This is a genomic window from Candidatus Kryptoniota bacterium, from assembly GCA_036567965.1.
GTDB lineage: Bacteria > Bacteroidota > Ignavibacteria > Kryptoniales > JAKASW01 > JAKASW01.
The window spans coordinates 1-18,798 of sequence record DATCTN010000025.1 but is presented as its reverse complement, the minus strand read 5'-3'; the positions used below and the strand labels follow the sequence as shown (position 1 = coordinate 18,798).

Annotated in this window: 9 protein-coding genes; 6 read left to right on the top strand and 3 right to left on the bottom strand. The window is 49.0% G+C overall.

Annotated features, from left to right (window positions below):
- Positions 1 to 61: 61 nt before the first annotated feature.
- The 3 genes from VIS48_10265 to VIS48_10255 are packed head-to-tail and all read left to right on the top strand — an operon-like array spanning position 62 to position 4,861.
- Entirely contained in the window at positions 62 to 2,671 is a 2,610-nt protein-coding gene (locus VIS48_10265) for a sugar-binding domain-containing protein (GenBank protein HEY9166532.1), read from the top strand.
- A gap of 32 nt (positions 2,672 to 2,703) precedes the next feature.
- Positions 2,704 to 3,987 carry an MFS transporter gene (locus VIS48_10260; protein HEY9166531.1) on the top strand — a complete coding sequence of 428 codons (1,284 nt, stop codon included), beginning with the start codon at positions 2,704 to 2,706 and terminating at the stop codon, positions 3,985 to 3,987.
- Between the two features lie 28 nt (positions 3,988 to 4,015).
- Positions 4,016 to 4,861: an ROK family protein gene (locus VIS48_10255; protein ID HEY9166530.1), complete on the top strand. Its 846-nt coding sequence runs from the start codon at positions 4,016 to 4,018 to the stop codon at positions 4,859 to 4,861.
- Between the two features lie 2 nt (positions 4,862 to 4,863).
- Here the strand turns inward: VIS48_10255 and VIS48_10250 are convergent, their stop codons facing one another.
- Positions 4,864 to 6,021, bottom strand: a complete 1,158-nt coding sequence (locus VIS48_10250) for a uroporphyrinogen decarboxylase family protein (GenBank protein HEY9166529.1) — start codon at positions 6,019 to 6,021, stop codon at positions 4,864 to 4,866.
- Positions 6,022 to 6,224: 203 nt separating this feature from the next.
- Here VIS48_10250 and VIS48_10245 point away from each other — a divergent pair, with 203 nt between their 5' ends.
- Positions 6,225 to 7,634, top strand: a complete 1,410-nt coding sequence (locus VIS48_10245; protein HEY9166528.1) for a C45 family peptidase — start codon at positions 6,225 to 6,227, stop codon at positions 7,632 to 7,634.
- A 132-nt stretch (positions 7,635 to 7,766) separates the two neighbouring features.
- Here VIS48_10245 and VIS48_10240 read toward each other — a convergent pair whose 3' ends face one another.
- Positions 7,767 to 9,050, bottom strand: coding sequence for a GlmU family protein (locus VIS48_10240; GenBank protein HEY9166527.1), 1,284 nt, complete (start codon positions 9,048 to 9,050; stop codon positions 7,767 to 7,769).
- A 126-nt stretch (positions 9,051 to 9,176) separates the two neighbouring features.
- Positions 9,177 to 9,959: a glucosamine-6-phosphate deaminase gene (nagB, locus tag VIS48_10235; GenBank protein HEY9166526.1), complete on the bottom strand. Its 783-nt coding sequence runs from the start codon at positions 9,957 to 9,959 to the stop codon at positions 9,177 to 9,179.
- Between the two features lie 1,545 nt (positions 9,960 to 11,504).
- On the opposite strand from nagB, the gene VIS48_10230 reads away from it, so the two are divergent.
- Positions 11,505 to 16,826 carry a right-handed parallel beta-helix repeat-containing protein gene (locus VIS48_10230; protein HEY9166525.1) on the top strand — a complete coding sequence of 1,774 codons (5,322 nt, stop codon included), beginning with the start codon at positions 11,505 to 11,507 and terminating at the stop codon, positions 16,824 to 16,826.
- 65 nt (positions 16,827 to 16,891) lie between these two features.
- On the top strand, positions 16,892 to 18,798 hold a 1,907-nt coding region (locus tag VIS48_10225; protein HEY9166524.1), incomplete at its 3' end, for a cohesin domain-containing protein.

Here is an 18,798-nt window from a genome sequence, read left to right as displayed (position 1 = left end):
ATTCTCAGTTGTGCATTGCTCGCTTAGTTTTTTCAGCATGCGAAGAAAGATCGGGTGAAATATGAAGTACTTCTTATTGCTTTTGTCTGCTGCTTTGACTCTTCACTCCTCTATATGCTCCGCCGCGATTCAGGGTTCGGCTGAGAGGCTTATAACGCTCTCGAAAGATTGGCAAATCCAATCCAGTGCAGCCGTTCACGAATCCGGTGACCAAATTTCAATCGCATCTTACGATCATAGAGACTGGTACAAAGCATCCGTCCCATCGACAGTCGTGGGGACACTCGTGGCTGACGGTGTGTTCAAGAACCCATTCCAGGGAAGAAACCTCGATAAGATCCCCGACTCTCTTTTCAGTAAGCCATGGTGGTACAGGACGGATTTTTCATTACCACCTAATTCAGTCGGTTACAGTCATGTCGTCCTGAAATTTCTTGGAATCAATTACCGCGCTGAAGTATGGGTGAACGGGAAGATGATCGCCGATAGCGGCTCCACGTTCGGCGGATTTAGACAATTTGAATTCGATATAACGGGAAACGTTGAATTCGGGAAGCTTAATGTTCTCGCGGTAAGAATCTTCAGGCAGGGACCAGGAGCTCTTACTTTGGGATTTGTAGACTGGAACCCGTTTCCGCCTGACCGCGATATGGGTCTCTGGCGCCCCGTCGAACTCCACATCACCGGCGATGTTGCTATCGAAAATCCGTTTGTCGCACCCGAAGTCGACACTACCACGCTAAAGGAAGCCGAGCTTACCGTCTCAGCAGAGTTGAAGAACATGTCGGACCATAACGTTACCGGCGTGCTGGAGGGCAAGATAGGAACGATTGCATTTTCACAAAAAGTGTCTTTGTCTTCTAACGAAAGGAAGATTGTCACATTTGCTCCCGCCGATTTCCGCCAACTTATAATCAAGAACCCAAAGCTGTGGTGGACACACGATTTCGGCAAACCTAACCTGTACGGAATTCATCTTGAGTATGAACTAGGGAGTGTAAGCAGTGACGTCTCCGATTTCAAATTCGGTATACGGCAGGTAAACGATTATATAAATTCAGCCGGCTTCCGTGGTTACAAGTTAAACGGGAAGAAGATTCTGCTTCGCGGCGGTGGATGGACAGACCATATATTTCTCAACCAGGACAAACGCAATCTCGAGGCTCAGATCGACTACGCCGTCAACATGCACCTGAATACAATCAGGATGGAAGGTTTCTGGGGAGAGAACGGCGACATATTTGATCTTTGCGACGAAAAAGGAATTCTCCTCATGGTCGGCGTAAGCTGTCAGTGGGAGTGGGAAAATATTTTCGGGAAACCAAATGATGATTTCGGATGCATCAAGTCGCCCGAAGACATGACGACTGCCGCGCAATCCTTTGAGGATGAAATAAAATGGCTCAGGAACCACCCAAGCATCTTTGTGTGGGCATATGGCAGCGATCTCATCCCGCGTCCGGAACTTGAAAGGAAATACCTGAAGGTGCTGAGCGAGTGCGACAACACGAGGCCTTCAGTCTCCTCGGCGGCTGAACATAAGAGCGAGGTGACGGGACCGAGTGCAGTCAAGATGAGAGGGCCCTACGATTATGTCCCGCCCGTCTACTGGTTTGCGGACACGGCGTATGGCGGCGCGTTCGGATTCAATACGGAAACAGGACCCGGTCCTGAGGTTCCCAGGACCGAATCGCTTAAGAAAATGCTTTCGCCCGATTCGCTCTGGCCCATCAACGGCGAATGGAATTATCACACGTCCCGCGGAAGATTCCGCGACTTGCGTAGGTATAACGACGCGATTGATCATCGGCTCGGAACGCCCACGAGCCTCGTTGACTACGAAAGAAAAGCTCAATTCACAAATTATGAAGGCATGCGTGCGATGTTCGAGGCGTTCGCGGGCGCAAAATTCAAGTCGACCGGCTTGATACAGTGGATGTACAATGCCGCGTGGCCCAAGACGTGGTGGCAGCTGTTCGATTACTACCTGGATCCGACCGGAGCTTTTTACGGCGCTCAAAAAGCCTGCGAACCGATACATGTCGAGTATAATTCTGCCACTCACGCGATCGTCCTTGTCAATTCGACTCTTCAGCCCGCAGATAAATTGCAGCTTGAAGTGAAGATTCTGAATTTCGATTTGAAAGAGAAATTCAAACTTGATAAATCCGTGAGCATCGACGCGAACTCAGCCGCTGAAATTGGAGAAGTGCCTGATGTGGACAGCCTTTCGAGGACTTATTTTCTCGACCTACGCCTTCTTGAGAAAGGCAAACTTGTGACGTCAAATTTCTACGCGCTGTCAACCCGGCAGGATTCATTGCTCTGGAAAAGCTCAACATGGTTCGTCACGGAAACTTCTTATGCAGATCTGACGGAACTTAACGATCTGCAGGATGTGAAGCTTGAGGTGAATAATAAATTTCAAAAGCAAGGCGATGATTTCCTTGCGGCTGCGACCGTTCACAACCCGACCGACAAGCTTGCTTTCATGGTCTACCTGTCGGTTCGGAAAGGGAACACCGGCGAATCGGTCCTGCCGATATTCTGGGACGATAATTACTTCACTCTTCTGCCGGGTGAGTCAAGGACAATCCGCGGCTCGTTCCACGCGGTAGATCTCCAGGGCGAATCGCCTCGGCTTGAGATCTCAGGATGGAACGTCAAATGAAATATTGAACAACAAGCCGTTACGGGAATGAAATGAAAAGAAACTATTACATAGTAGCGCTCATCTTCCTTACATTCTTTGTCATCTCTTTCATCACGAATATCCTGGGCGCTCTTAACCCGGACGTGATCCAGGACTTCAACTTGAGTCTGACGTTATCGGGTTTACTGCCCTTCGCATTTTTCATCGCGTATGGAGTGATGTCAATACCATCGGGGATGCTCGTCGAAAAGTACAAAGAAAAACGAACGATGGTATTTGCTTTTATCGTTGCCTTCGCGGGTGCTTTGCTGTTCTCGCTGTACCCGCACTATCTCGTCTTCCTGATTTCTCTTTTCCTGATGGGAACCGGTATGGCCATGCTCCAGGTCGCCATCAATCCGTTGCTGAGAGTGGCGGGCGGAGAAGAACACTTCGCTTTCAACTCGGTCATGGCCCAATTGGTATTTGGCGGCGCGTCTTTCATCGCCCCGATGTTTCTGACATATCTTATAGCCAGCCTGGAGCAATCGCAGGGAAGTAATCTGGTGAAGCAGGCATTTTCAGGATTGGTTCCGCAAAATCTGCCATGGACCTCGCTGTACTGGGTGTTCGCGTTGATAACGCTTATTATGATAGTCGTAATTCAGTTCTCCAGATTCCCCGCTGTGGAGAGGAAGGAAGACGAAAAGGCGGGAACATGGGAGACGCACAAAAATTTGTTCAAGCAAAAGACAGTTATACTTTACTTCATCGGGATCTTCGCCTATGTCGGTACCGAGCAGGGCGTGTCATACTGGTTATCCAAATTTCTTTATACATATCACAATTTCGATCCGTTGACCGTAGGCGCTTCCATTGTCGGCTGGTTCTGGGGTATGATGTCGGTCGGCTGTCTCATAGGACTTGTATTCCTGAAGTTATTTGACAGCAGGAGGATTCTCCTGGTCGCCGTTCTCTTCGCAGCCACATTTCTTTCTCTCGCGCTGTTCGGATCAGGACAAACTGCATTAATAGCATTTCCGATGGTCGGGTTTTCTCTGTCGGTCATGTGGTCGATCGTTTTCTCGCTGGCGCTCAACTCGCTCGAGAGTCATCATGGTTCATTCGCGGGAATACTTTGCACGGCAATTATCGGAGGTGCGATTATTCAAATCATTATCGGCCGGCTGGGTGACATGTTCGGCCTGAGGACGGGAATGTTCATCATATATCTGACTCTCGGTTACATTTTCAGCATCGGGATCTGGGCAAAACCTGTAATCAATAACGAAACGATCAGTATGAGGCGCAAGAAAAGGATGAGTGAAGCGACTCAGGAGGACCAAGTCCGCTGATTAACTTCTGCCGAATGAGAGGTTATCCATGGGCATTTTAGGAGTCGATCTCGGAGGAACAAACGTCCGGATAGGTCTAATCGAAAACGATTCCCTGGCGAGACTCGAAGCGATACCGATTACAAGATCGGACAATGCCGACGACGTCGTCAAAGATATCTCAAATCTTATCGAGCGCTTCCCGATGAACATTGTGTCGGGAATAGGTGTCGGCGTCCCGAGTGTTGTTGATGTGAAAAAGGGGATCGTGTACGACGTTCAGAATATCCCTTCATGGAAAGAAGTTCATCTTAAGGAAATTCTCCAGAAGAAGTTCCGTGTCCCGGTATATGTCAACAACGACGCTAATTGTTTTGCGGTGGGAGAGAAGTATTTTGGAAAAGCGAAACATTATGAAAATATAGTCGGGCTCATCATCGGCACGGGAATGGGCGCCGGTCTCGTGATAAACGGGAAACTCTATGCGGGAAAGAACTGCGGAGCGGGTGAATTCGGAACGATCGCGTACAGAGAAAAGAATTACGAATACTATTGCAGCGGCCAATTCTTTATAAATGAATATCACGCTACCGGCGAGGAACTGGCTCGGAAAGCGGCGACGGGCGATATAGAGGCAAAAAATATTTATTCAAAATTTGGAATGAACCTCGGTCAGGCCATCAAGCTGATAATGTATGCGGTCGACCCGGAGATCATCGTCCTTGGAGGATCGGTGAGCAAGTCCTTTCCTCTATTCAAAAATGAAATGTTCGAATCGATCAGTGATTTCGCTTACTCCAGGTCGATACAGAATATCAAGATAGAAGTGTCAGAAGTGGAAAATGTCGCGATACTCGGAGCTGCCGCGCTCTATTACGACGAAGCCGCAAAGTAGTCTTAGATCCATCCCCATCTCTCGACCGCTTCTCTAAGCAGTACAATGCTTTCGCGTTTCACCATTGGCGCGATCGAGCACGCGGTACTCAGTATGAATCCGCCGTATTTCTTCCCAATGTCTAGTCGGGTTCGGGCATCGGCGAGAATTTCTTCTTCAGTTCCGTTCGAGAGAATGTTGACTGAATCGATGTTGCCCTTAATGAACCCCCGACGGTTAGCGATGCGCATTGCGGTTTCGAGTTCGACATTCCCGAGCGGCGGCGGATCGAGACATTCGATTCCCGATGCGCCGAGATCGAACATCATCGACAGTCGGTCCCCGATCGCCCCGCAGGTGTGAATGTACGCGTGTACCCCTTTAGTCCTGATTGCTCTGGCAAGCCGGCCGTCATACGGAGCGACAAACTCCCCGTAAAATTCCGGCGAGATGAATCCCGATCCTGCAAACGGCGATGAGATTTTTATCGCGTCTATGCCGGTTTTGCACATTTCTTCTGCCAATTTCTCCAGGAGAGTTGTGAAATGATCCAAACTCTTTTGTGCTTTGTCTGGTTCGGCGATCAATGCGAATAAACCTTCCTGATGTCCGGAAAAATCGAGAAAGTAATCGAAGGGAGAAGTTATCTCGCCGTGAATAGAAAACTCATTCCCGGATGATGAAACTATATTTTCAATACATCTGAATTTATCTCCTGGATCGATATCGAAATGAAGTCCCTGCGAGACGGGGATAAAGTCGATTTCATCTGGTAATCGATTCAACTCCAATGTCGAAGTGAGGGAATCATCCGTAGGCGCTTTCGATTTCTGGTGCGCGGCTTGTTCAATCAGGTTCTGCGGTAGTTCGTTGTTTGTGAACAGGATTCGCTTCCCGTTGACGAGGACGACCTCCTCGCCATTTGCCACAACTTTTCGAGATAATATTTTCTCTCTCCAATTCCGAAAGTGACCGTGAAGGCTAACGAGTATGCCGTCAAACCCGTAAACCTTTCTCAGCTCGACAAGGCCGGCGGCGAAAGTGTCCGCGTCGAACCAGAACTCGACCGGAGAGACCGGGAGTTGTTGAAGCATATGTCCTATGCTCATCTGGCACATCAGAGGAACGCGGTCCGGAGTCTTCAGCTCCATTGCCGCCCTGACGCGTTCTTTTGGGGTCATTTACTGTTGCCTTGACTCTCGCGACGGTCTCTGCCGCTTGATTTCCAATCGCATATCAGTTAGTCTTCTTGAAATTATGTGATGCATCGCTAAATAAGTTAACCCTTTTCGTGAAGCCGGAAAATGCAAAGAGCGTTTCGTGTTGATTCCGATTGGCCGCGATTGTTTGACGACTTGTTCAACTTTTACACCTGGAGCTAAGGATGAGACCAAGATCGATACTATTTCCTCTCGTCGTTCTTCTCTTCTCAGTGAAGCTGTTCGCTCAGACGGGGCAGCTCACTCAACAACAGCAGTCATGGATTTCCAAAGCTGAGAGACATGAAAAAGACGGATGGATCTATCTTCACATAGAAGGTTCGCCTGAGGAAAGGGGATTCCAGCATGGGTATCTCCTTGCGAAGGAAATAAAGGAATCGCTTCGAGTATTGCGGGCGAGATGGGAATACCTGAGCGCTATGAAATGGAATTATTATGTGGATCAGGCCGGAAGAATCCTCACTCCTAAAGTCGACGCGGAGAACTTGCATGAGATTGACGGCATTGTCGACGGTTTGACAGCGGCGGGCGACACGGTAACCGAGAACGAAATGGTCGCGTACAACGGCTACATGGAGCTGATCGATTATTGGTGGCCGAGAGTCGCGGACTCTTTGAGAATAAGCTCTCCTCCGCCTCAGCAGCAATCATGCAGCTCTTTTATTGCGACCGGAAGCATGACGGCAGACGGAAATATCGTCCTCGGACACAACACGATGGGCGGTTACGAAGAGCCGTTGTGCGATGTCATAATAGATATCGTTCCGGAAAACGGGCATCGCATCCTCATGCAAACATTTCCGGGCTTCATCCATAGTGGTACGGACTTTTTCATAACCGACGCGGGACTCGTCGGATCCGAGACCACGATAGGATCGTTCTCCGGATTCGATGCCGGCGGCGTCCCCGAATTTTCGCGCATGAGACACGCTACTCAGTACGCGAACTCAATTGATGAGTGGAGCAAGATGATGGAAGACGGGGACAATGGCGGCTACGCGAACGCCTGGCTGCTTGGTGACATCAAGACAAATGAAATCGGTAGACTCGAACTCGGACTGAAGTATGTCGGATTTGAAAAGAAGAAGGACGGGTACTTCGTCGGATCGAACGTTGTATTTAATAAGAAGATACTCCGGTTCGAGACAACGGAGCAGGAGACTAACATAAAGCTTTCGTCCGTCGCGCGAAACGTGAGATGGCACCAACTGATGAAACAATATGCGGGCAAGATAGATGCAAAGCTGGCGGAGAAATTCGAGTCCGACCACTTCGATACTTACCTTGGAAAGGATCAGCCGGATTCGAGGACGCTGTGCGGTCATTCCGATCTCGACGCACGGATGAACAGTTCCGACACGCCGTTCTCCCCGTGGGGAACATTGGATGGCAAGGTGGTGGACGCAAAGCTGGCGAAGAAGATGTCTTTCATCGCGAGATGGGGCTCTTCCTGCGGGACAGCGTTTTCGGCAGAGAAATTCATCTCCGAACATCCGCAGTACGACTGGATGGAAGGCTTAATGAAGGAGCGCCCGTCAGAGCCATGGACGGAATTCGCGGCCGGAGAAAAGTGAAGTTGGAGTTTATTTAAAGGATTTTGCTACCCGACATGGGTCTTTATATCAGCATAACATGAGGATGTCACACCACTGAATGAGGCGGCGTGACATCCTGTTGTGATGAGGCATTGCGAATAGGAGCGCCGGTCAGCTTCCGGTGTCCTTGATTCCACCGGCTGCTCGTTCTCCGCTTGTGAGAGTGTAAACTCTTTTCAGCAGATCTCGCATGGCATCACTCAACGTAATCTTCCGGCGCGCCATCACTCTGCTTGCGACTTCAATTGCCTTATCGATCTTGTAAGTTACCAGTCCGTCGGAAGCACCGCCCCATGAAAACGCAGGGACGTACTTCGGCAGGATGCCGGCGCCGTAAACGTTACAGCAGACGCTGACTACAGTGCCGGTATTGAACATGGAATTGATCCCGCATTTGGAGTGATCACCCATAGTCAGGCCGACAAACTGCGAGCCGGTGTCCACCAACGCACCGTCGTTGTAGACTTTCACGTTCCCGTAGTCGTTCTTAAGGTCGCTGTTATTTGAGTCCGCGCCGATGTTCACCCATTCTCCGAGGTAAGCATGACCTATGAAACCTTCATGCTGCTTGTTGGAGTAAGCATGGATTATTGATTCTTCAACCTCGCCGCCGACCTTACACGTATCGCCGACAGTGGTGTTCTCGTAGATTTTGCCCGCGACTTTAATGATGCTGTTCTCACCTATGAACGCCGGTCCCTCGATCACTGCGTTGGGCATGATCTTGACATTTTTTGAGATGTAGATGGGACCCTCTTCCGCGTCAAGCACTGCGCCGGGTTTTACTTTTGCGCTCTCTGCGATGTGGATCTGCGACGGATTCAGGAGATGGACGCCCTCGTAGACTTTCCCGAGTAGCTGCGGTTTGCCTCCCGTCAGAAAAGCGAAATCGGAAATGAGCTGGGCGCCGTTCTGTTGTATTAGCTCCCACGGATACGAGATGAGTCGTGCGTCGGGAATTTCCTTTTTGTTGATCGATGAGAAAAGTGCGGATGAAACGACGCGCCCCTTGAGCTCCCCCTTGATACGTTCGAGGTTCTGTCCGGAAACCCATGCGCCGACCAGGTTCTTACCTTTCCAGTACGAGACATCTGCGCCAGGGTACTTGTTGCCCAGGAGAGTCGCCTCCTTCGATGACATCAGAAGCCTGCCGTTCACGAAAAGTACATTGGCGGCATCAGTTGGGAATTCGTTCACCCGGAGAGCGGGAGTCCTTTCCTTCGCAACGGCCGTCAGGTAATCTCTCATGCTCAGGATGAGAGTTGCATCCGGGTACAATCTGGAAATCTTCTGCAGCAACGTGGTCGCGCCACACTTAAGGTCATAAACTGGTCTGAAGTGCACCAGCGGAAGGAGCTTGCCGTGCAGTTCATCTTCAAAAATGCACAAATGCATAAATAATCCTCACGCTTTTAAAAAAAATATTTTGCATTATTGACCGACAGAGAATTCCATTTACCGCGTGTTCATGCCGGATGGGGCTGTCCGGCATGATCAAGCTATGTGGTTCGACTCTGACGATCAACCGTAAGTGACGAATTCAGCGTCCAATTTGGCTGCGGCTTTCTTGTCTGCCAGGACTATCGCCTTGCGATGGAGTTGAAGCGCCGATGCCGGACACATCGCGGTGATGGGGCCTTCGACTGCGGCCTTCACTGCGTCTGCCTTGCCTTCCCCGTTCGCAAGGAGGAGGAGTTCCTTCGCCTCCATTATTGTCCCGACCCCCATAGTTATGGCGTATCGGGGGACTTCCTTGACACTCTTGAAAAATCTCGAGTTGTCTTTCACCGTCTTTTCAGTGAGCGTCTTTATTCGGGTCCGCGATCCGAGAGACGAGCCCGGCTCGTTGAACGCTATGTGCCCGTTCCCGCCGATTCCAAGCACCTGGATATCGACACCGCCATACTTGATCATCTGATTTTCGTACCACGAGCAAAATTGCTCGATCTTTGGATCGGTCTCGAAAGAAGAAATCTTCAGATCGCCGTACATTCCCTGTGGGACATGTACATTGGACGGATTGATATTGATGTGTTTGAATAGATTCTCCCGCATGAAAAAGTGGTAGCTCTGATCATGCTCGGGAGGAACACCCACATATTCATCCAGGTTAAATGTCACCACTTTTGAGAAATCGAGCCCGTCACTCTTATGGAGTTTAATGAGCTCCTTGTATAGTCCGAGAGGTGTGCTGCCTGTCGCCAGGCCGAGCACCAGGTTCGGTTTCCGCCTGATCCTGGACGCGATGATCTCGGCTCCCTTCTTGCTCATGGCATCGTAGTTTTCATGTACGACGACTAACATGTATTCAATCTCCTTTTTTGGGTTGAGTGGTAGAATGGAAAACGCAAATAGCTGCGCAATGATTGTCTTCCAACAAACAAAGAATGCATTCTAAGACGTCGCTTTGATTGTTATTGAAACGTAACCAAAAGAATCAGATCAAACAAATCACAGACCGAAGAGTGAAAGAAATCTTTATTACGGACGAAGAGTTGTCCTGATTTAAAAGTCCAAATGAAAACCTCGGAAAATGAAATGACCGGGCGATGTCAGACCCCAAGGATCCGACTCGGGTCCCCTCGTGGGCAGCCCTCATGGGGAATGTATCCGTTGACCTGGGAACTATGGCACCCCCATTTGAGTCGTTTCTTACGATTATCTGGAAGTGACACGGGTCCGTTTTTGATAATTTCTTTCAGCAAGTCATGAAACAATTAAGTCGTTAGCTGGGCAACCGCAGGTGATTGTCGCCGGTAGTTTTCTGATCTATGGGAGTGCCTGAGCAGCACACAATGCGTCTCTCGTTTCAAGAGAAAACGTAAGGAGGATTGTGCGGGAATTCGCGTTACCGACCGAGAGGGATCTTGCGATCAGTTTCAACAATTCCGCCTCAAAAGCATACACGCATCTTTCTTCGGCAGTCGATCTGGTCATCACGCACTCGAAAATCAATTCTATCTCATCGAATCCTGTTCGCATTGTGGATTTGAATCGCTCGCGAATCAAGACGACAGTGGGTCTTAACAGAATGGTGTGCGTTGAATCATAACAAGATATGTTTGACAAGTTCTATCTTGCGCGGTCGTTTGGAATTCGAAACAGACTCCGACGATACGTTGACAGGAGCAGTTGGTTATCCTTCATCCGCTCGCAGGAGGAGCGGGGAGGGAAGTTTTTCAGGAGGAGAGATGCAGAGTTTTTTTACCTTATTCCATTCAAGTCCGTTCACATCCTACCGCTTGGACAATACACCCAGGTTTAGAATACCCAACAAAGGAGCTAACAAATTTATAAGCACTCCTGACGGACTTGGCCGAAGGGGGTGTGACGCAGAAAGGGAACTCAAGAGGAATCACAAGGTGTTACTGCTTTTGTTCAAGTGCAGTTTTCTTGATCTTCGGCGACGTAAGCGTGGTTCAGGTATCATGAATAAGCAGTCCGAAATAAACCGTGAAAGTGTGCGCGTAACATCTATTCTTGACTTACTGAGATTCCTTTTTCATGCTTCATCAAAAACCGTACATTCGGCTAGTTGCACTGAGACCAAAAGCCTTTTATTCTCCTGCTCATCAGAGTGCCCGAGCAATACTCTGTGAGCGCTCCGTCGCAAGAAGTGCTGTTCATAGAGATGTACACTGAGCGGGATCGGAATAGGGATGAGAAACCTTTGCTTTACAACAAGGAGGAGGATTATTTGCGGGTTGTCATCACAGGCAGCTCACAAATTGAGTTGTGAAGAGAATCTTGGAGAGATGCAGCCTATCACCACTTCTGTTATCAGCAGTCCCCAATTCTAACTGTCACATCACTCCAGCCGCGCTTAAAACATGCAAGGAGGAGCATAACATGCGCTACTTCATTACCGTCGTTCTGTTTTTCTTCTTAGGTGGGTCGGCATTTTCCCAGACTAATCTGTCCGGAACGATTGCCACTGACTCCACATTGACACTGTCAGGAAATCCATACAATGTGACAGGCAGTTTGACGATAAATTCACCGCACACCCTAACAATTGATTCGGGTGTTGTAATGAGATTTCAGTCCGGGACGCAATTATATGTGAGCGGAAATCTCCATGCGAGGTGGGTGACTTTCACTTCAAGCAAAGATACCGCTGGTGGCAATCCTCAGAAAGGTGACTGGCCTGGAATACAGATCGGTAATGGGTCTAGCTCAAGCGGAGTGTTAGATACCTGCCAGATCAAGTTCGGTGGATCAAATGGCACTGCGGAGCTTTATGTCTACAGCGGGACCACCGACGTCGAGGGTTCAACTGTGACAGGTTCGAGCACGAATTGTGTATACGCAGGATCGGGCACATTGATGGTTAACAACTCGACCCTTTCCAATGCAACTACTGTTGGACTTATCTTTGCCGGGGGTACAAATATTAATCTTGGCTCCTCCAGCATCTCCTCATGTAATTGGCCCATCCAGTATAATGGTCCAGCCTCGTTGATCTTTAACGGAGTAAATAGTCTGACCGGGAACACCCATAATGGCATTTACATGAACTTTGGTTCAACAGGTAACCTGGTTTTGGACACCGCCGCTGTACCATATTACTTTCCTGGCAGTTTCACAGTAAATTCAGGTGCGACGCTTCAGATTGCAAGTACGGATATTCTAAAATTTAATGGCGGCTATTTATACGTAAGCGGGGCCTTAGTTGCAATAGCAGGTTCAGGACAAGGGATTTACTTCACATCATATTTAGACGATAATTTAGGCGGGGATACCAATGCCGACGGAACTGCAACCGCTCCCTCGCTAGGAAACTGGGGCGGAGTTTATTTTAACGGTTCACCAATGGATTCGCTCTCGGTAATGAGGCGGTGTTGGGTATATTTTGCAGGCGGCGGAAATGTTGGCGGTATTTCAATGATCAATGCTAGCCCCACAATAGACAGCTGCAGCCTGAATACCAACTATTATGGAGCGATGATGCAGGGGGTGTCAAATCCGAATTTTACGAACAACACCATCGGTTCCAGCCAGCTTGTCCCAATCGCGATGTCTTTCTCAGCGAACCCAGTCTTTACAAATAATGTATTTTCATTTTCAAACAATACTTATGATGCAATCGGATTGTTAGGTGGGACTCTCCCTGCCAACTCGGTACTTCCAATTCGGTCCGTGACCAGCATTCCAAACGTTACGTATCTTCTCCTTGCTCAGATCATCATACCTAACGGTCTCATGCTGACGATCAATAAGGGAATCGTTATCAAAGCCTACAACAGTGGTCAGCAAATCGTAGTGCAAGGCAAGCTCGTTGCAAATGGGACTGCGGACAGCTTAATTGTTTTCACATCCGCCAAAGACGACAACTTTGGAAATCCACACGACACAAACAGAGATGGGAACGCGACAGTCCCGGCCGACGGAGACTGGGGAGGGATCATTTTCCAGCCGGGGAGTGACTCCAGTTCAGTCTTGAACTATTGCCGACTTACTTATGGGAACCAGCCATATTCCCAATACTATAATGGTACATATTATTCAGGCGGCGAGATTGAGACATTCAATGCAAGCCCTACGGTCTCCAATTGCAACATTGGAAATGTGACCTATGGCATATATGCCGCGTTATCGTCTAATCCCAAAATTATGAGTGATACGATATTCAATACTCAATACACTCCGATTGCTTTGTCGGTTTCTGCAAATCCAACATTTTCAGGGATACAGTTCATTAATACGTCGTGGAAAGCACTCGGCATCCTCGGTGAATATGTCGCAGCGAATGGCGAAGTAACCCAGAGAACCGTTGCGGGGTTTGCAAATATTACTTATATACTTCTCGGCGACCTTACGATAAATACCGGCACAAATGTAATTATAGATCCTGGTGTGGTAATTAAGTCTAACGGCGCGGGGATTTACGTCAACGGCGGATTCAAAGCCAAGGGGACAATCGCCGCGGGTGATGTCGTGTTTACTTCGTTGAAAGATGACAACTACGGAAATCCCAAAGATACTAACGGCGACGGCTCCGCCACATCTCCTGCGCGCGGCGACTGGAGCACAATCAGATTCCAGGCCGCCAGCGATGATTCGTTCTCAGTCTTGGATAGTTGCCTTATCCAATTTGGGGGGAACGGTAGCTGGGGAGGAGTGACATATACCGATGCAGGGAGCAGACTATCTAATTCAACAATCTCAAACTCTAATGATTATGGAGTGCGGTGCGAGAACAGCTCGACTCCGCAGATTGTAAATGTCGTTCTTCAGAATTCACGGCTTGATCCTATAGCAATGTCCCTGCTGTCTAATCCTACATTTACGAACATAACCTTTGCAGCGAACGGTAGTAACGGAATTGATATTCTGGAAGGAACGCTTTCATCAAATGCCAATCTTGCACAAAGAAGCATCGCCGGTTTCACCAACATCGCTTATATCGTGAACGGCCTCACAGTCGCGCCAAGCGCTAGCCTGACAATCCGGCCTGGTGTTGTAATAAAATTCCCGAGCTACTACAGTGGAATTACCGTTCAAGGGGCACTCGTTGCGGACGGAACTGCCACTGAACCTGTGGTCTTTACCTCTATCGAGGATGACTCTTTCGGTGGAGATACAAACAACGACGGAAATGCGACGGCTCCCTCAAAAGGAAACTGGAGCACGATTGATTTTGACGCCTCGAGTTCAGACAGCCTAAATTCCTTGATTCACTGCGTCATCCGATACGGAGGAAGTAACACCTACAGCAATTATGGTACTGTCCGTGATTTTAACGCGAAAGCAGTCGTAGATTCGACCACCATCGAACAATCCAGTACGTCTGCCGTGGGAGTATTCGGGAGTGGACATCCGGTTGTCTCAAATGTCCAGATGAATAATATTGCATTGACGCCGGTTACGATGAGCATGTTTTCAAACCCGACATTCTCTAATATCACAGCTCTCAACGTCGGTTACATGGCCATTGGCGTAATACCGGAGACTTACTCCTTAAGTGACACCGTGCCGATTCGTAGTTTGGCGGGATACACAAACATTACGTATCTACTTTACGGGACATGCACAGTCAACACGGGAACAACCATAACTATCCCGGCTGGAGTGGTATTCAAAGGCGGTAATTGGGTGATAAACGGTGCGCTTGCAATTGATGGCACGGCGGTCCAGAACGTAGTATTCACTGATCCCACAGATGATAATTATGGAAACCCGTTTGATACAAACCAGGATGGTTCCAGTACGCACCCATCTATTCAAGGAGGGAATCGGGTTTATTTCGCGGATGTGAGCACGGATAGCCTGAGTGTTTTGCAATACGCTGTCTTCAGATTCACGGACGGAGGAATATATCTGCAACAGGCATCCCCCAGTATCACGCATTGCACGTTTGACAAGACGAATTGGGGAGTCTACCTCAACGGTGTTTCGAATCCCTCATTGGATTCCTGCCTCTTCCGGAATCTGACTTATGCTCCGATGCAAACATCTCTCGTCTCTTATCCGAGATCCACATTGAGCGATTCGATCAGCGGCACGACCTACAGAGGGATTGGTGTCCTTAGTGGCGAAACGTTGGTGCAGGACGTTACTTTGTCCAAGAAGAATTTTGCCGGATATAACAATATCCCTTACCTGTTTCAAAATTATACGATTGCGACCAACGCGGTTCTCACTTTTGCACCGGGTGTAATTTTGAAATTTTTCCCCGGGACTGGAATAACTGTCAACAAAGGCCTCATGGCTGTCGGAGGTTCGACTCCTGACAGCACGATAGTCTTTACCGACTTGCGTGACGATAATTACGGGGGCGATTCGAATGCTGATAGTACAGCTACCTCGCCGAACAGCTATTATCCCGGTTGGAGCGGGATATCATTTACCAATCAATCGCTGAACCCGTTGTGCCAGTTTAGTCATTGCATCTTCAAGTATGCCGGCATTGGCAATGGCAGTTCCGCAATCACCGCAAACAGCATAAGTCCGACAATTACTTATTGCGCGATAACGAACAACTACAACGGTGTCACCGCAACTGGGGCATCGAATCCGGTGATTAATTACAGCGATCTTTATAACAACACCAACTATGGTGTTAATAACGTGAATAAGTCTTTTACAATTGATGCAAGGTGGAATTGGTGGGGATCGAATTCGGGACCGACAATTGCCAGTAACCCTGGAGGTACCGGGCAAGCGATCACTGATTCCGTCAACTATGGCTCATACCGTGTCAACGGGGCACTGAACCCGCTCATGGGTGATGTAAGCCTCAACGGAATTGTTCAAGCTTACGACGCATCACTCATTCTGGAATATGTTGTCAATCCGAGCGGCGATACGCTGAACGCCATCCAGCAGTCTGTCGCGGATGTAAGCGGCAATGGCGGCATTACCGCTTATGATGCCTCTCTCATTTTGCAGTATGTCGTTAATTTGATTTCAGGATTCCCAGCGGAGGTCGGCGCCAAAACCACTAAGATCACTCCCGCGACCAGGGACATATTCACTCTGGAGAAAGTCTCCGGCGTGCAGCTCTCGATCGGGAATACAACTGCCGCGCACGGCGATTCATTTACAGTCCCCGTCAATCTGAAAAACGTAGCAGGCGTGGCATCGGTCGACCTTGTTCTCAAATACGATCCGGCGATGATGTCCTTCAGCACGGCAAAGATATCCGACGGCGCGAAAGATATGCAGATCAGCTATTACGATGACAAGGGGAGGGGAGTTCTCCATCTCGCCATGGCTGGCTCGACGATGATGCAGAGCGATGGCGATATCGCATACGTAACATTTGCGGTGCCGTACGACCTGCGCGGCAAATTCACGTCAAAGATCTCTATCACGAAGTTCCTGGCGAATGAAACCGATCTGACGAAACTCGCGACTCCCGGCGAAATCCAGATAATCGGAAAGCCGACGTCGTACCAGCTTGACCAGAATTATCCTAATCCCTTCAATCCGACTACGACAATCGGTTACCAGCTTCCGGACGACAACACTCATGTCGTGCTGAATATATACAGCATCACCGGCCAGGTAGTCAGAACGCTCGTAGACGCTAACCAGAACGCCGGAAATTACAAGGCGACATGGGACGGAACGAACAACTCCGGCGTGCAGGTCAGCAGCGGTGTGTATTTCTACAGGATCGCCGCCGGCAAATTCTCGCAGGTGAAGAAACTCTTACTACTTAAGTAATCAACCAAAGTCCAGCTACGGCTCACCCTCCAGGTGAGCCGTAGTTCAGCCCAAAAAGGTGTTAAATGGTTAGAACTTTAGAGTATATGACGCTTCTGCTCCTGCTGGCTGCCTGCTCATCTGCGGCCATGGCACAAGTGAGGTTGTCTATTCCAGACACAAGTGGTGTCAGCGGAAATAAGATTACTGTGCCGGTCTACGTGGATTCAAGCCTTACAGGATTGGGAGTAAAGTCGTACCAGATTCAGCTGAGTTATAATTCAACTTACATGTCGCTTGACAGCGTAATATCGATAGGAACACTAAGCCAGACACTCGGTTCAGTAAGTTACAACGGAACCACTCCAGGCATCATCAAGATAGCCGCGGCCGGCACAACCGCCCTTACCGGGACCGGTGTGTTGATCTACATTCGCTTCAGACTTTTGAATTCCGGATACATATCGCTGTCATTTTCCGGAGGAAGTGCCTCCAATTATTTCAATGAAGGGACTCCCGCAATTGTAACCACAAACGGCTCCGTCAATATAGCAGCTCCCCCAACCATCAACGTTTCTCCCACAAGTGGGTTGTTAACAGTCGGCGATCAAGAACAATTTACCGCATACAACGGAACAGCGCCTTATCATTGGTCGCTTACAAATCCATCAGTAGCATCGATTGATTCGAACGGACTTCTATCTGCGACTCACATGGGATTTACAAAGGTAGTGCCGAGGGATTTTAACGGGACGATTGACACTATCAACGGAGTCGTAGAGATCAGGGCCTTCCGGTTGTATGTTCGAGACACTTCATTCATTCAAGGTCAGACGTTCAACTTGCCAGTCTATTCAACCGACTTAACGGGATTGAATGTCACCTCAGGATCTTTTCAAGTCCAGTTCAATCAGAACATCCTGACTCCTACAGGAGTTGTCCAGACCGGGAGTCTCCTTTCTTCTTATCCCGCCGTTGCGTTCAATAACAGCAGCAGTGGGCTCCTAAATTTATCGTTTGCTGGAAGTACTCCGTTGAGCGGGAGCGGCGTACTCGTTTACCTCCAGTTTAAGGTGTCGAAAATAAATACTGGCGGAACAACGATTTCTCCTGGCGCAATTACTTTCAATGAAAGTTTGCTGGGAAATTCCAGTAATGGAAACTTTCAGACGATAAATCTGGCAATTCTGAATATTACCCCTTCGACGGCCAGCATGGTTGCCGGAGATAGTTTGCTCTTTTCCGCATCCGGTGGGACTCCGCCATACACATGGACATCAAGTGATTCCACGCTCGCTTCGATCAGGAACAGCGGGTACTTAACTGCGATAAAGGGCGGAACAGTTACGGTTCAAGCCATAGATACTTACGGCGGAAGCGGAGTCTCGGGAGCGATTCAGATTTACGATGCCCGGGTATCGATTGCAGACACAACAGATGTTATAGGCGATACGGTCGATGTCCCTGTATACGTGTCTGCATTGTCGTCCGGCAAACACGTTCAGAGCCTGCAAGCGACAGTAACTTTTGATTCAAGTGTCGTTCATGCGATTGGAGTCGTAAGTGCCGGAACGAACTCCAGCGGGTGGACTTATTCGGTCAACATTTCCGGAACACAAGTAATCCTTGCTGGAGCAGGGACTACCAGTCTCACCGGTCCGGGCGTTGTCTGTAAATTGAGGTTCTTTGTCCCGTCGTATGTCTCCTTGGGAAGGTCATCAGGATTGAATGTCTCGCAGTTCCTTTTCAACGAAGGAAACCCCCGGGTACTTCCTGTGAATGGGATTGTCACTGCATCGCAAGTGACAGCGCCCGCTGCACCGACATTATCGAGTCCGGCAAACGGGTCAACGGGGATACCGACAAACCCAACGATGACATGGAATGCGTCTGCTGGGGCGACGAGCTATAGATTGCAGGTGTCTACTGACTCGACATTTGCCACGACTACTTATGACACGAGTGGAGTGGCAGCGACGTCAAAAGGCATCAG